The organism is Achromobacter sp. JD417, from assembly GCF_041879325.1.
GTDB lineage: Bacteria > Pseudomonadota > Gammaproteobacteria > Burkholderiales > Burkholderiaceae_B > Achromobacter > Achromobacter mucicolens.
In genome coordinates this window covers 1,253,751-1,268,971 of record NZ_CP087159.1, presented here as the reverse complement: position 1 = coordinate 1,268,971, position 15,221 = coordinate 1,253,751, and the positions used below count along the sequence as shown (strand labels likewise).

General features: G+C 67.3%; 15 protein-coding genes. 12 read left to right on the top strand and 3 right to left on the bottom strand.

What is annotated here, in order from left to right; translation table 11 throughout:
• Positions 1-14: 14 nt before the first annotated feature.
• Both LN047_RS05845 and LN047_RS05840 read right to left on the bottom strand, forming a co-directional pair.
• On the bottom strand, positions 15-500 hold the full coding sequence (locus tag LN047_RS05845; protein ID WP_128829209.1) for a DUF3237 domain-containing protein: 486 nt from the start codon (positions 498-500) through the stop codon (positions 15-17).
• Complete coding sequence (locus tag LN047_RS05840) at positions 497-1,762, bottom strand: flavin-dependent oxidoreductase (RefSeq protein WP_280017249.1); 1,266 nt, start codon at positions 1,760-1,762, stop codon at positions 497-499. The genes LN047_RS05845 and LN047_RS05840 overlap by 4 nt, the downstream gene beginning before the upstream one ends.
• 133 nt (positions 1,763-1,895) lie before the next feature.
• Between LN047_RS05840 and LN047_RS05835 the strand changes: the two genes are divergently transcribed.
• From LN047_RS05835 to LN047_RS05780, 12 genes are all read left to right on the top strand, one after another.
• Positions 1,896-2,387, top strand: a complete 492-nt coding sequence (locus tag LN047_RS05835; RefSeq protein WP_056321583.1) for a MarR family winged helix-turn-helix transcriptional regulator — start codon at positions 1,896-1,898, stop codon at positions 2,385-2,387.
• Between the two features lie 151 nt (positions 2,388-2,538).
• Positions 2,539-3,675: an FAD-binding oxidoreductase gene (locus LN047_RS05830; protein ID WP_142050479.1), complete on the top strand. Its 1,137-nt coding sequence runs from the start codon at positions 2,539-2,541 to the stop codon at positions 3,673-3,675.
• Positions 3,676-3,706: 31 nt separating this feature from the next.
• Positions 3,707-4,102: a RidA family protein gene (locus tag LN047_RS05825; protein ID WP_175235194.1), complete on the top strand. Its 396-nt coding sequence runs from the start codon at positions 3,707-3,709 to the stop codon at positions 4,100-4,102.
• A gap of 118 nt (positions 4,103-4,220) precedes the next feature.
• Positions 4,221-5,666, top strand: coding sequence for a M81 family metallopeptidase (locus LN047_RS05820; protein ID WP_175235195.1), 1,446 nt, complete (start codon positions 4,221-4,223; stop codon positions 5,664-5,666).
• Positions 5,667-5,737: 71 nt separating this feature from the next.
• Positions 5,738-7,309, top strand: coding sequence for an ABC transporter substrate-binding protein (locus LN047_RS05815; RefSeq protein ID WP_108006514.1), 1,572 nt, complete (start codon positions 5,738-5,740; stop codon positions 7,307-7,309).
• A gap of 52 nt (positions 7,310-7,361) precedes the next feature.
• Positions 7,362-8,297 (top strand): ABC transporter permease, encoded by a 936-nt coding sequence (locus LN047_RS05810; RefSeq protein WP_175156782.1) that lies wholly within the window; start codon positions 7,362-7,364, stop codon positions 8,295-8,297.
• A gap of 13 nt (positions 8,298-8,310) precedes the next feature.
• Positions 8,311-9,186, top strand: a complete 876-nt coding sequence (locus LN047_RS05805; RefSeq protein WP_175235196.1) for an ABC transporter permease — start codon at positions 8,311-8,313, stop codon at positions 9,184-9,186.
• 8 nt (positions 9,187-9,194) lie between these two features.
• Positions 9,195-10,202 (top strand): ABC transporter ATP-binding protein, encoded by a 1,008-nt coding sequence (locus LN047_RS05800; protein ID WP_056321568.1) that lies wholly within the window; start codon positions 9,195-9,197, stop codon positions 10,200-10,202.
• A gap of 17 nt (positions 10,203-10,219) precedes the next feature.
• Positions 10,220-11,218 (top strand): ABC transporter ATP-binding protein, encoded by a 999-nt coding sequence (locus tag LN047_RS05795; RefSeq protein WP_280021660.1) that lies wholly within the window; start codon positions 10,220-10,222, stop codon positions 11,216-11,218.
• Positions 11,219-11,256: 38 nt separating this feature from the next.
• A complete protein-coding gene (locus LN047_RS05790; protein WP_056321561.1) occupies positions 11,257-12,729 on the top strand; it encodes an amidohydrolase family protein in 1,473 nt (490 codons plus the stop codon).
• The gene (locus LN047_RS05785) at positions 12,726-13,652 is read left to right on the top strand and encodes an N-carbamoyl-D-amino-acid hydrolase (protein ID WP_175235199.1); all 927 of its coding nucleotides are present in this window, start codon (positions 12,726-12,728) and stop codon (positions 13,650-13,652) included. The genes LN047_RS05790 and LN047_RS05785 overlap by 4 nt, the downstream gene beginning before the upstream one ends.
• An 86-nt stretch (positions 13,653-13,738) precedes the next feature.
• Positions 13,739-14,368 (top strand): helix-turn-helix domain-containing protein, encoded by a 630-nt coding sequence (locus LN047_RS05780; RefSeq protein WP_056321556.1) that lies wholly within the window; start codon positions 13,739-13,741, stop codon positions 14,366-14,368.
• 28 nt (positions 14,369-14,396) lie between these two features.
• Here LN047_RS05780 and LN047_RS05775 read toward each other — a convergent pair whose 3' ends face one another.
• The gene (locus LN047_RS05775; protein ID WP_162256767.1) at positions 14,397-15,140 is read right to left on the bottom strand and encodes a YrbL family protein; all 744 of its coding nucleotides are present in this window, start codon (positions 15,138-15,140) and stop codon (positions 14,397-14,399) included.
• Positions 15,141-15,221 lie beyond the last annotated feature (81 nt).

Genomic DNA, 15,221 nt, shown 5'->3' with positions numbered 1-15,221 from the left:
CGGCTGCCGCGGGGTCAGCAAATGCGATAGAAGCGCAGCTCGACGCGATCGGGATAGCGCGCGCCGGTACCGATGAAAAGGCTTTCGTTCATCCAGCCCAGCGTGGGCGAGGACGTCTCGAAACGGGGATAGCTGCGAAAGTAGATGCGCGCCGGATCGACGGCTTCGCCGCGCGCCAGCCGCGCAATGTCCTCGGCGCTGCCGGTGCGGATGCCGGTGTTTTCGACATACACGCGTTCGCCCGCGGGCGTCTCGATGACGTAGCGCGCGTGGATGTCCGTGAAGGTGGCCGACCGGATGATCTGGAAGTCCGCGCCGCCGGGCAGCACCTTGCCCGACAGGCGCGGTCCCTGGACCGTGCCGCCGGTGATCGGGATCACGCGGCGGCGCCCCTGCGGCGTATCGCCCACTTCCTGCGGCGCGCCCACGTCGACCACGACGGTGGCTACGTGTTCAAGCCGGGGGGCCTGCGTGTCGTTCATGGCATCGGCGCCGCTCATGGTTTCTCTCCGCGGGCAAGGCGCAGCGCCGCCGGGTCAAAGCCCGCAAGCTGCTTGTAGCGCAGCGACACCGCCGCCAGCTCCTCGCCCGAAATCACGTCGTTGATATCCGCGAACCCTGCCGGCGCGCGCTCTTCGGCCATCTGCATCACCTGCTCGGGGCCGTTCAGGCGGTTGCGCAGCACGATGCCCGCGGTACGCGGCAGGCGTTCGGCTTCGTACTCCAGCAGCGCGACCTCGGCCGAGCGCGCCTTGCCGCGCACGGCCTGATCCAGCCAGTCAGCCAGGCAGCGCGCGTCCAGGATGGCCTGCGCCGATCCGTTGGAGCCGATCGGGTACATCGGATGCGCGGCGTCGCCCAGCAGCGTGAAGCGCCCGCGCGTCCAGCGCGGCAAGGGGTCGCGATCGACCAGCGGAAATTCGTAGATCGCCTCGGCGCCGTCGATGATGGCCGGGATGTCGATCCAGTCCCAGCGCCAGTCGGCAAAGCGGTCCGCGAAGACGGACTTGTCGACCTTGCGATTCCAGTCGGTGGCGGGCAGTTCCGCGCCCGGAATGGACAGCTCGGCGATCCAGTTGATGAGCGAGCGGCCTTGCCGGCGCAGCGGTTCCGAAATCGGGTAGCACACGAACTTCTGATCCTGGTGCCCCGCCATGAACATGCTGCGCCCGTCCAGATACGGCGGTGCCTCGGTCACCGCGCGCCACAGCATGCGGCCGGAGAACCGGGGTTCGTCTCCCACGGGATGGAGCTGGCGCCGCAGCGCGGAATGAATGCCGTCGGCGCCGACCAGGATGTCGCCCTGCACGGTGTGCAGCGTGTTGTCCGCGCGGCTGCGGAACTGCGCCTGCACGCCGTCCGCGTCCTGGGTGGCGGACTCCAGCACCATGCCGGGGACGATGGCATCCGGACCCAGGCGCTCGCGCACGGCCTGCGCAAGCAGCATCTGGAACTCGCCGCGATGCACCGAGAACTGCGGCAGCGGATAGCCGGCCTCGCGGCCGCGCGGCTCGCGCCAGATCGGCTGGCCCAGCTTGTTGTAGTAGTGCAGCTGCGAGGTCTCGATGGCGCGTTCGGCCAGCGCGGGCATCAGGCCCAGCTGTTCGATCTCGCTAACGGCGTGGGGCAGCAGGTTGATGCCGACGCCGAGCGGGCGCAATTCCTGCGCGCTTTCATAAATGCGGCAGCCGATGCCGCGGCGGTGCAGCATCAGCGCGAGAGTCAGCCCGCCGATACCCGCGCCGGCAATGACGATTTGCATGTCTACTCCTAATCTTATTTGTTATGCAACATAACAAAATCGCCCCGCGTTCCGCACGAGGGATTTCCCGCAATCCGGTGGCGCGGCGACAATGCCTGCATTAGTGTTGAGGCCCCGTCCGCGATCCGCCCCCATGTCCAGAGCATCCGTCCAACGCCCTCGCCGCCCCGCGGCCCGTGGCGAACACTTCGATCCGCACGTGCCCGGCGTTCAGTACGGCGCACTGGACGACCTGGTCGGCTACGCGATCCGGCGCGCGCAGATCCTGATCTACGAGGACTTCCTGGCCGCGCTGGCGCCGTGGGACATCACGCCGCAGCGGTACTCGGCGCTGACGCTGATCGCCGCGAACGAAAACCTCAAGCTCACCGACCTGGCCCGCATCCTGGGCATTGCGCGGTCGGGCGCGGTGCAGATCGTGAACCAGCTGCAGGACCTGGGCTACGTGGAACGCCAGGAGGCCGAGCACGACCGGCGCGCGTACGCGCTGGCCATGACGCAGACCGGCCACGATGCGCTGGCCGCCATCACCGAAGCCGTGCAGGCGCACGATGCCCGCATCAGCGCCAAGCTGGGCGCGGCAGAGCGGCGCAAGCTGATTGGCTTGCTGGGCAAGCTGGGCTGACGCGTCCGCCGGCATCGCGCGCCGGCCCCCCGATTCGCGCGTCCGCGCGCTCCCCATGCCCCGATGCGGGCATTCCCCTATTACCCCCGCCGCGTCAAAAAACTATCGTATTCGAGAATTATCAAATAAGAGAATTCTCGCTTCCGACAAAATGATTGCTGAAACCCTATACGATTTTGCCGTGATCGGCGCGGGCATCGCCGGCGCCTCCGTGGCCTACCGCCTGAGCGCCTCGGCGTCCGTGGCGGTGCTGGAACGAGAGTCCCAACCCGGTTATCACTCCACCGGCCGTTCGGCGGCCATGTTCATGGAGACCTACGGCACCACGCAGATCAAGGCGCTTACGCGCGCCAGCCGCGCGTTCTACGAGCATCCGCCGGAAGGCTTCTGCGAGCATCCGCTGCTCAGCCCCCGCGGCGTGCTGTACATCGGGACGCCGGATCAGAAGGATCTGCTGCAGGACGCCTTCGAAGACTTCCACCGCCAGTCGCCAAACGTCACCCTTATCGACGCCAGCCAGGCCGTCAAGCGCGTGCCCTGCCTGCGCGAAGACCAGTTGTGCGGCGCGATCGAGGAACCCGATGCGCGCGATATCGACGTGCATGCGCTGCACCAGGGTTTTCTGCGCGGCATGAGCCGCCAGGGCGCCGTGCTGCACAACAACGCCGAACTGGTGGGCGCCGCTTTCGAGAACGATGTCTGGACGCTGACCCTGGCCGATGGCCGGCAGATCCGCGCGCGGGCCGTCGTCAACGCCGCGGGCGCCTGGGCCGACCACACCGCCGGCTTGTGCGGCGCCGCCCCCGTCGGCCTGCAGCCGTGCCGCCGCACCGCGTTCACCTTCAGCGGTCCGGAGGACATGGATTTCTCGCACTGGCCCGCCGTGGTGGGCGTGGACGAAAGCTACTACTTCAAGCCCGACGCGGGGCAGCTGCTAGGCTCGCCCGCCAATGCCGACCCGGTCGATGCGCACGACGTGGTGCCCGAGGAACTGGATGTCGCCACCGGCATCTACCGCATCGAAACCGCCACGTCGCTGACCATCCGCCGCCCCAAGCACACCTGGGCCGGCCTGCGCTCGTTCGTGCGCGACGGTGACTTCGTGGTGGGTTGGGACGCGGCCACGCCGGCGTTCTTCTGGCTGGCGGCGCAAGGCGGCTACGGCATCCAGACCGCGGCGGCCACGTCCGAGCTGGCGGCCGCATTGCTGACGCACCAGCCCATTCCCGACCACCTGCAGGCGCATGGCGTCAATGCCGACGCCGTGCGGCCCGAGCGCCTGCGCTGACCTTATTGCCTACGACACCGAGATTGTCCAAATGACCGCCATTACCCGCTACCCCAGCACCCTGCCCCTGCCTTTCTCGCGCGCCACCCAGGCGGGCGGTTTCCTGTTCCTGTCCGGCCAGATCCCGATGGATGCCGCCGGCCAGGTGGTGCGCGGCGATGTCGCCACCCAGACGCATGCCGCCATCGAGCGCATCAAGGAAACCCTGGCCCTGGCCGGCGCAAGCCTGAAAGACGTGGTGCGCGTGACCGTGTGGCTGACCGACCTGGCGCATTTCGCCCAGTTCAACGAGGCCTATCGCAGCCATTTCTCTTCCGATTTCCCCTCGCGCTCCACCGTCGAGGCCAAGCTGGCCATGGACGTGGACGTCGAGATCGAAGTGCAGGCGTGGCTGGGCGATGCTCAGTCCAAGACGCCTGCCGCCTGAACGCTGTCCCGTTCGATTGCATGACACCGCCAGGCGCAGCGCCTGGCGGGGCGACACCCCAAGCGCGCGCCCCGATGCCCGCGCCCTAAAGCCCCACTTTTTGCGCGGAGCGTCATTCATGAAGATCTTTTCCGGGTCCCTGGCGACCGAGACCAACACCTTTTCTCCTATCCCGACCGGCCTGGCGTCCTACCGGGCGCGCGGCTATTTTCCGGCCGGCCAGCATCCGGACCGCATGCAGATGTTCTCGGGTCCGCTGTGGGCGGCGCGCCAGCGCGCCGCGGGCAAGGACTGGACCCTCATCGAAGGGCTGACGGCAGGCGCGACGCCGGCCGGCATCACGACCCGCCACGCCTACGAGACGCTGCGCGACGAGCTGCTGAACGATCTGCGCCGCGCGGGCAAGGTCGATATCGCCCTCTTTGGCCTGCACGGCGCAATGGTCGCCGACGGCTACGACGACTGCGAAGGCGACCTGCTGCGACGCGCGCGCGAGATCGTGGGCCCCGATACCGTGATCGGCGCGGAGCTCGACCCGCACTGCCACCTGACGGACACGATGGTCCAGAGCGCCGACTTCCTGGTCTGTTTCAAGGAATACCCCCACACCGACATTCTGGAGCGCGCCTTCGACCTGGTCGACCTGTGCGTGGCGCGCGCCGAGGGCCGCATCAAGCCCGCGCGCGCGGTCTTCGACTGCGAGATGATTTCCATCATGCACACCAGCCGCGAGCCGATGCGCAGCTTCGTGGACCGCCTGCTGGCCATGGAGGGCAAGGAAGGCGTGCTGTCCGTGTCCATCGCCCACGGCTTTCCGTGGGGCGACACGCCGGACATGGGCTCGAAGGTGCTGGTCTATACCGACGGCAACCCCGCGCAGGCCGCGGCGCTGGCGCGCACGCTGGGCGAAGAGATCATCGGGTTCCGCGACCAGCTTGCGCCGCCCTACCCCGGCGCCGACGAAGCGCTGGACCTGGCGCTGGCGCACACCGAATTTCCCGTGGTGCTGGCCGATTCGGCCGACAACGCGGGCGGCGGCGCGCCCAGCGATGCCACGTTCATTCTGGAACGCGTGCTGGCGCGCGGCATCACCGATGTCGCCACCGGCCCGTTCTGGGATCCGGTTGCAGTGCAGCTGTGCTTTGAGGCCGGTGAAGGCGCGCAGATCAAGCTGCGTGTGGGCGGCAAGGTGGCGCCGGTATCTGGCCAGCCGCTGGACCTGGACTGCGAGATCCTGGCGCTCAAGCGCGACGCCGTCATGACCGGTCTGGCCGGCACGCCCGCGCTGCTGGGCGACGTTGCCGTCGTGCGCACCCACGGCGTGACGCTTGTGATGACCACCTCGCGCACCCAGGCGATGGGCACCGACCTCTTTACCCAATTCGGCGTGGACCTGGCCGCGATGAAACTCATCATCGTGAAGTCCTCGCAGCACTTCTACGCCTCGTACTCCAAGGTGGGCCGCCACGTCATCTACGTCGAGACGCCCGGCGCCATCACGAATGACCTCAACACGCTGCCGTTCGTGAAGCGCCAGCTGCCCAAGTGGCCGTTCAAGCAGTAAGACCCGATGCCCAGGACCAACCACCCGAGCCGCCCATGACGGGCAGACCAGAATCAACAAAGGGGAAATCCATGATCAGACGTTTCAGCCTGCTGGGAGCCGCCGCGCTCCTGGCCATGAGCGCCGCGACCGGCGCGCTCGCCCAGACCAAAACCCTGCGCCTCGTGCCGCATGCGGACTTAAAGACGCTGGACCCGCTCTTTAACACCGCCTACATCACGCGCAACCACGGCTACATGGTGTTCGACACCCTGTTCGCCCAGGACAGCCAAGGCCAGGTCAAGCCGCAGATGGTGGACACCTGGACCAAGTCCGAGGACGGCAAGACCTGGACGTTCACGCTGCGCCCGGGCCTGAAGTTCAGCGACGGCACGCCGGTGACGGCCGAGGACTGCATTGCCTCGATCCAGCGCTGGGCCAAGAAGGACACGTTGGGCCAGGCCATGATGGCGGCGGGCGCGGAACTGGCGGCCACCAACGAAAACACATTCACGCTGACCCTGAAAGAGCCCTTCGGCCTGGTGCTGGATGCGCTGTCCAAACCCTCCGGCATGCCGCCCTTCATCATGCCCAAGCGGCTGGCGGCCACCGATCCGAACACCCAGGTGACCGAGATGGTCGGGTCGGGTCCGTTCCTTTTCAAGCGGGATGAATGGGTGCCCGGCAACAAGGTGGTATACGTGAAGAACCCGGCCTACGTGCCGCGGTCCGAAGCGCCGGACGGCCTGGCGGGCGGCAAGAACGTGAAGGTGGACCGCGTGGAGTGGGTCTACATCCCCGACGGCAACACGTCTACGGCCGCGCTGATGAACGGCGAGGTCGACATGATCGAACAGGTCACGCCCGACTTCCTGCCGGTGCTCGAAACCAATCCCGACATCACGCTGAGCACGTCGGTTGCCTCGCAAGGCATGGTGATTCTCAACTCCCTGCATCCGCCGTTCAACAACCCGCTGGCGCGCCAGGCGCTGTATCACCTGGTCAGCCAGAAGGAAATGCTGACCGCGATGGGCTACCCGGACAAGTACCGCGTCGACTACTGCCCCACCATGTACATCTGCGGTTCGCCCCTGGCCACGGACGCGGGCGCCGCGCCCTACGCCAAGCCGGACGTGGCCCGCGCCAAGCAACTGCTGCAGGAATCGGGCTACAAGGGCGAGAAGGTCGTGCTGCTGTACCCCACCGATCACCTGAGCGCTCCCGCCGTCATGGTGCTGGCGCAGAACATGAAGAAGGCCGGCGTGAACGTGGACCTGCAGTCCATGGACTGGGCCTCGCTGGCCGGACGCCGCCTGAAGAAGGATCCGCCCGCGCAAGGCGGCTGGAACATCTTCCTGACCTGGGGCGGTTACTTCGACGCCAGCACGCCGGTGACCAATCCGTGGCTGTCCGCCGCCTGCGGCAACAGCCTGCCGGGCTGGCCCTGCGACAAGGAACTGGACACCCTGCGCACCAGCTGGATCCGCGAAACGGACGCCGCCAAACGCAAGGACATCGCCGCGCAGATCCAGGCGCGCGCCTACCAGACGGTGCCCTACGTAATGTGGGGCGAGTTCAAGCCCGTCTTTGCCGTGCGCGGCCTCAAGCACACCGAGCTGGTCAAGTCCGGCATCCCGGTGATGTGGAACATCGAAAAACCGTAAGGCCGACGCCGGGCGCCGCGCGCGCCCGGCCGCAAGCCGGGGGGAATCCAGCGTGAAATTCATCCTGCGCCGCATCGCGGCCGTCATACCCGTCATGGCCGTCGTGGCGGTTGTGGTGTTCCTGCTGATACACCTGTCGCCGGGCGATCCCGCAGCGGTGATCGCGGGCGACAACGCCACCGCCGACGACGTCGAGAAAATCCGCCAGAACCTGGGCCTGGACAAGCCGCTGTTGCAGCAGTTCGTCATCTGGGTCAGCCATATCGCCACGGGCGACCTGGGCACGTCGATCTCCACGCAGATGCCCGTCTCGCAGCTCATCGCCCAGCGCATGGGCCCGACGATCTCGATCGCGCTCTTCACGATGCTGTTCGCCGTGCTGGCGGCAATCCCCCTGGGCGTGCTGGCGGCATGGAACGCCGGCAAGTGGCTGGACAGGCTGGTGATGGTAGGCGCGGTGTGCGCGTTCTCGGTGCCGGTGTTCCTGATCGGCTACAGCCTGGTGTACGGCTTTTCCATCAAGCTGGGCTGGCTGCCGGTACAGGGCTACAAACCCCTGGCCGATGGCCTCGTGCCTTACTTGCGCCACCTGGTGCTGCCCTGTCTGTCGCTGGGCCTGGTGTACATGGCGCTGCTCACGCGCATGACGCGCGCCACCATGCTGGAGGCCCTGTCCGAAGACTACATCCGCACCGCGCGCGCCAAGGGCCTGTCGTCCGGTCCCATCGTCTGGCATGCGCTCAAGAACGCCGCCAATCCCATTGTCACGACCATCGGCGTCGGCGTGGCGCTCCTGATCGGCGGGGTCGTCGTGACCGAGACCGTGTTTGCGATCCCCGGCCTGGGCCGCCTGACCATCGACGCCGTGCTGCGCCACGACTATCCGGTCATCCAGGGCGTGCTGCTGGTGGCCTCGGGCATCTACGTGCTGATCAACCTGCTGGTCGACCTGAGCTACCGGCTCTTCGATCCCCGCATCCGCTATTGAGAAGAGGCCACGCATGAACACGACCACCCTGCCCCTTCCCGCCACGCGGCCGCGCCTGCGGCGCGCGTTCCGGTCGGTGCGCCGCCATCCCATGCTGTACGCCGGCGGCGCGATCCTCATCATCCTCGCGGCCATCGCGCTGGCCGCGCCGTGGCTGGCCACCGTCGACCCGCAGGAAATCAATCCGATGGCGCGCATGAAGCCGCCCTCGGCCGAACACCTGTTCGGCACCGACGCGCTGGGCCGCGACGTCTATTCGCGCACTGTCTGGGGCGCCCGTATCTCGCTGCTGGTCGGCATCGTGGTCGCCGTCGTCTCCACCGCCGCCGGCGTGGTGCTGGGCATGATGGCCGGCTACTTCCGCCGCATCGACGCCGTCATCATGCGCATCATGGACGGCCTGATGGCCATCCCCGGCGTGCTGCTGGCGATTGCGCTGATGGCCACACTGAAGGGAGGGCTGGGCACCGTCATCATCGCCATCGTCATTCCCGAGGTGCCACGCGTCGTGCGCCTGGTGCGCGCGCTGGTCCTGACCATCCGCGAGCAGCCCTACATCGAGGCCGCCGTCTCGGTCGGCACGCGGGTGCCGTCGATCCTGATGCGCCACATCCTGCCCAACCTGTTTGCGCCGCTGATGGTGCAGGCCACGTTCATCGCGGCCTCCGCCATCCTGACCGAAGCCGTGCTGAGCTTTCTGGGCGTGGGCATTCCGCCGCACATCCCGAGCTGGGGCAACATCATGGCCGAAGGCCGCAACTTCGTGGCCGTGGCGTTCCACATCATCCTGTATCCGGGCCTCTTTCTGGGCGTGGCCGTCCTGGCCGTCAATCTGGTCGGCGACGGGCTGCGCGACATGCTCGATCCCCGCCTGGCCAAGAAGCTGTAGGAGCGCACATGCAACCCAATCCCGTCCTGCGCGTGCAAGACCTCACCACCTGTTTCGACGGCGACGACACGACCGTGCTGGCCGTCGACAAGCTCTCGTTCGACCTACTGCCCGGCGAAACCCTGGGCCTGGTGGGCGAATCGGGCTGCGGCAAGAGCGTCACGTCGCTGTCCATCATGCGGCTGCTGCGCGCCCCCGGCCGCGTCGCCAGCGGCAGCATCGAATTCGACGGCAGCGATCTCCTGGCCCTGCCCGAGAAATCGATGCGCGCCATTCGCGGCAACAAGATCTCGATGATCTTCCAGGAGCCCATGACCTCCTTGAATCCCGTGATCACGGTGGGCAAGCAGATCAGCGAATCGCTAATGCTGCACCAGGGTCTGTCGCGGCGCGAAGCGCTGACGCAGGCCGAGGCGCTGCTGGACCTGGTGCAGATCTCCGACCCGGCGCGCCGCGTGCGCGAGTACCCCTATCAGCTCTCGGGCGGCATGCGCCAGCGCGCCATGATCGCCATGGCGCTGGCCTGTCAGCCCAAGGTCCTGATCGCCGACGAGCCCACCACGGCGCTGGACGTCACCATCCAGGCGCAGATCCTGCACCTGTTGCGCGATATCCAGGCGCGCCTGGGCACGGCCATCGTGCTGATCACGCACGACCTGGGCGTGGTCGCGCAGATGTGCCAGCGCGTGATCGTCATGTACGCCGGCCGCAAGGTCGAGGAAGGCAGCGTGGACGACGTGCTGGACCGTCCGCAGCACCCGTACACGCAGGCGCTGATCCGTTCGCTGCCCGACTTCGTCGACGGGCAGGACCACACCGCGCGGCTGGCCGAGCTGCCCGGCATCGTTCCGGTGCGCACACCTGCCTCGCGCGGCTGCGCCTTTGCGGCGCGCTGCCCCGAGGCCCTGCCGCGCTGCACCGAGGAAGCGCCCGGCGCCACCGACGCGGGCGCCCGCCACCGCGTCTGGTGCTGGGCCCGCCAGGACGCACCGGCACCCGCCGCCCTGACCGCCTGAGACGCATGAGACCCGCCATGAACCTGCACGACATTCCCCTCGCGTCTTCCGTGCCCGCCGCCACCGCGGTGCCCATGCTGGAAGTCATCGGCCTAAAGAAGCACTTTCCCGTGGACAGCGGGCGCGGCGCCAAGGTGCTGCGCGCGGTCGACGGCATCTCGCTGTCGGTGCCCCGCGGCCAGACGCTCAGCCTGGTCGGCGAATCCGGCTGCGGCAAGTCCACCACCGGCAAGTGCCTGATCCGCCTGACCGATCCCACCGAAGGCCGCATCCTGCTGGAGGGCGAAGACCTCGCCAAGATGAACAGCAGCCAGCTGCGCGCCATGCGGCGCCGCATGCAGTTCATCTTCCAGGACCCGTTTTCGTCGATGAATCCGCGCATGCGCGTGCGCGACATCATTGGCGAGCCGCTGCGCAACTTTGGCCACGACCGCGAGGCCATCCGCGCACGCGTGTCGCAGTTGCTGGCGCGCGTCAGCCTGCGGCCCGACGCCGCCGACAAGTATCCGCATGAGTTCTCGGGCGGCCAACGCCAGCGCATCGTGATCGCGCGCGCCCTGGCGCTGGACCCGGGGCTCATCGTCTGTGACGAGCCCGTGTCGGCGCTTGACGTGTCGGTGCAGGCGCAGGTCATCAATCTGCTGATGGACCTGCAGCGGGACCTGGGGCTGACCTACGTGTTCATCTCGCACGACCTGAGCGTTGTGCGCCACATCAGCCACCGCGTGGCCGTGATGTATTTGGGCAAGATCGTCGAGATCGGCACCCGCGATGCGATCTTCGACCGTCCGGCCCACCCCTACACCCGGGCGCTGCTGGCGGCCGTGCCGTCCGCGCGTCACGGGGAGCGCAACCCCGTCGAGGTGCTGAAGGGCGAAATCCCCAGCCCGCTGTCGCCCCCGTCCGGATGCGCGTTCCGTACCCGCTGCCCCATGGCGCAGCCGCGCTGCGCCGAAGAAACGCCCCAGCCGCGCCAGGTCGCCGCCGAACAGCAGGTCGCCTGCCACTTTGCCTGATCCCACCATTGCCTGATCCCACCTTGCCGGAGAATCGCATGTCCCAGCCCGACGCCACCCCGTTTGACTACATCCTCGCCGGCGGTACCGTCATCGACGGCACCAACGCCCCGGGCCAGCGCGCCGACGTGGGCGTGCGCGGCGACCGCATCGCCGCCGTGGGCGACCTCAGTGGCAGCGCCGCGCGCCGCCGCATCGACGTATCGGGCAAGGTGGTGGCCCCCGGGTTCATCGACTCGCACACGCACGACGACAACTACCTGCTCAAACGCCGCGACATGACGCCCAAGATCTCGCAGGGCGTCACCACCGTCGTCACCGGCAACTGCGGCATCAGCCTGGCGCCCCTGGCCCACGCCCACGCCAGCCCGCCCGCGCCGCTGGACCTGCTGGACGAAGGCGGCTCCTACCGCTTCGAACGCTTCTCCGACTACCTGGACGCGCTGCGCGCCACGCCCGCCGCCGTCAATGCCGCCTGCATGGTCGGCCATTCGACGCTGCGCGCGGCCGTCATGTCCGACCTGCAGCGCGCCGCCACGCCCGACGAAGTGCAGGCCATGCAATCGCTGGCCGACGATGCGCTTGCCAGCGGCGCCATCGGCATCTCCACCGGCACGTTCTACCCGCCCGCGGCCCAGGCCACCACCGAGGAAATCATCGAGGTCTGCCGCCCGCTCAACACGCACGGCGGCATCTACGCCACGCACATGCGCGACGAGGGCGAACACATCGTGCAAGCGCTGGAAGAGACCTTCCGCATCGGCCGCGAACTGGACGTGCCCGTCGTGATCTCGCATCACAAGGTCATGGGCCAGCCGAACTTCGGGCGGTCCGCCGAAACCCTTCCGCTGATCGAAGCCGCGATGGCCAAGCAGGATGTCTCGCTGGACGCCTACCCCTACGTGGCCGGATCCACGATGCTCAAGCAGGACCGCGTCCTGCTGGCCGGCCGCACCATCATCACCTGGTGCAAGCCGTACCCGGAACTCAGCGGCCGCGACCTGGACGAAGTGGCCGCCGAGCGCGGCAAGTCCAAGTACGACGTCGTCCCGGACCTGCAACCGGCCGGCGCCATCTATTTCATGATGGACGAGCCCGACGTGCAGCGCATCCTCAAGTTCGGCCCGACCATGATCGGCTCGGACGGCCTGCCCCACGACGAGCGCCCGCATCCCCGGCTGTGGGGCACCTTCCCGCGCGTGCTGGGCCATTATTCGCGAGACCTGGGCCTGTTCCCGCTGGAAACCGCCGTCTGGAAGATGACGGGCCTGACCGCCGCCAAGTTCGGCCTGGCCGAGCGCGGGCAGGTGCAGCCAGGCTACTTTGCCGACCTCGTGGTCTTCGACCCGGCCACTGTGGCGGACGCCGCCACCTTCGAACGCCCCACCGAACGTGCGGCCGGCATCCACTCGGTCTACGTCAATGGCGCCCCCGTCTGGGAGGAGCAGGCCTTCACCGGCCAGCACGCCGGCCGCGTCCTGGCCCGGACCGCCGCCGGGAGCGGCGAATGAGCGCCCGCAAGCTGCACCTTGCCGTCGCGCAGCTGGGCCCCGTCCAGCGCAGCGACACCCGCGTGCAAGTCGTGCGCCGTCTGATCGACCTGCTGGAAGACGCCCACAGCCGCGGCGCCGCCTGGGTGACGTTTCCGGAACTGGCCCTGACCACGTTCTTTCCGCGCTGGTCCCTGGACGATCCCCGCGAAGTGCAGGAATTTTTCGAGACCGAGATGCCGGGCCCGCTGACCCGCCCCCTGTTCGACGCGGCGCGCGACAAGGGCATCGGTTTTTACCTGGGTTACGCCGAGCTCGCGGACGGCGCGCAGTACAACACCAGCATCCTGGTAGGCCGCGACGGGCAGATCGTGGGCAAGTACCGCAAGATCCACATCCCCGGCGACGCGCAGACTGTCGACGGCGCGCCCTTGCAGCACCTGGAAAAAAAGTACTTCGCCGTCGGCGACCTGGGATTTCCCGTGTGGCAGACCCCGGACGCCGCCATCGGCATGTGCATCTGCAATGACCGCCGCTGGCCCGAGACCTTTCGCGTCATGGGCCTGCAGGGCGTGGAGGTCGTCATGGCCGGCTACAACACGCCGTCGGGCTACGTGCAATGGAACGAGCCGATCCACCTGCGCATGCACCATCACCTGCTGTCGCTGCAGGCCGGCGCCTACCAGAACGCCTGCTGGGTGGCGGCGGCGGCCAAGGCCGGCGTCGAGGAAGGCAACCCGATGATCGGCGGATCCTGCATCGTCGCGCCCACCGGCGAAATCATGGTGCGCAGCTTTTCCGAGGACGACGAGGTCATCAATTTCGTCTGCGACCTGTCGGTGTCGGATCACTACCGCGCCAACATCTTCAATTTCGCCGCCCACCGCCGGCCCGAGCATTACCGGATGATCGTCGAACGCACCGGCGCCCAACCGCCCGCCTGATCCGGCCCACCCCTTACAATCCGGCTACACGCGGCGGGGCTTGCGGGCCCTGCCCCTGCCTTCAACCCTATCAGCCAGACCGCTACATGGCCCCAACCGGCAACACATCCCCGCCCGAGATCGTGGGCAAGGAAGAAATGGGCGCCCGCCTGCGCGCCGAGCGCAAGGCCAGGAAAATGACCTTGCAGGCGCTGTCCAAGGCCAGCGGCATCGCGGTATCGACCCTATCGAAGGCCGAACTCGGCCAGATCGCCCTCAGCTACGAGAAATTCGCCGCCCTGGCCCGCGCGCTCGACATCGACATGACCCGCATGTTCATGCTGCGCGACGCCGCGCAGGCCGCGGTTGCCCCCACCTTCGTCAAGAACCGGCTCAGCGACGCCCGCGACTACATCACCGAGAACTATCACTACCGCCTGCTGATGGGCGAATACCCGGGCAAGAAGATGCTGCCGATGGTCGCCATGATCGACTCCCGCAAGGTGGTGGAATTTGAGGACTACATCCGCCATCCCGGGCAGGAATTCGTCGTGGTCCTGTCGGGCAAGGTGCGCATCCAGTTTGAAAATGGCGACAGCGTCGTGCTGAACCGCCTGGAATCGGCGTACTTCGACAGCAGCATCGGGCATGTGTATCTGTCGCTGAGCAGAAAGCCGGCCGAGGTGCTGGCGGTGTGCAGCGACATGGACGACGTGCCGGACAGACTGAAGGGCTGAGCGCCTAAGCGCTTAAGCGCCTAAACGCCTAAAGGCGCCGTGCGCTCGCGGCCAGCAGCTTTTTCGTCATCGTGTCGTAGCGTCGCAGGATGCGCCGGCCATTGAGCGCCTTGCTCCACGAATACACGGGAATCAGCTGCTTGGAGCCGTAGCCGTCCACCAGATAAAGGCCTTCCCGCCCTTCGGCATTGAAGCCCACGACGATATTGCTGGCGCTGACGTCGTTGAAGATGACGTGCGCATCGATCAGCGCCATGATGAAGTCATGCACGCGATGCCGCAGTTCTGGGGAAAACCCGTGCCGCGCCACCACCTCTTTCAGCGTGGGCGCCAGATTCCCGTGAGCGTCGACGATGCGCTCGACCACCAGCCCCAAACCCTTCGAGGTCAACATCAGGCCAAAGATGCGCGCCATGAGCACATTGCCCACATGCGCCCCTTGCCGCGCGGACGTGGCGATGTACTCGACGGTCTCCATGATGAACACCCGGTGCGCGTCATCCCGCTGAAAGCGCTTGTACCAGGCCCGCTTGCGGTCCGGCTGGCTGCGGCGCGCGCCATTGATGATCTTGATGAGCAGCGAGCTGTCGGCCGGGTGCAGATACACGTCCCGTTCGCTGCCCGCCGCCGCGATCGAGAGCGGCCTCAAGTCCAGGACGTCGAAGGGACTGGCCGCCCACGCGGCATGAAACGTCATCCGGGGCAGGACGCTCAGATCATTCGGCAGCGGGGTCAGTTCGGCAATATCGCGCCGGACGGACGCATTTAGCATGGCAATCTCTGGAGACGACTGCTGCACTGTGTCGTTGAAAACTTGCGGGGTAGCGCGGCGAACCGTTCTATCCAAACGAAC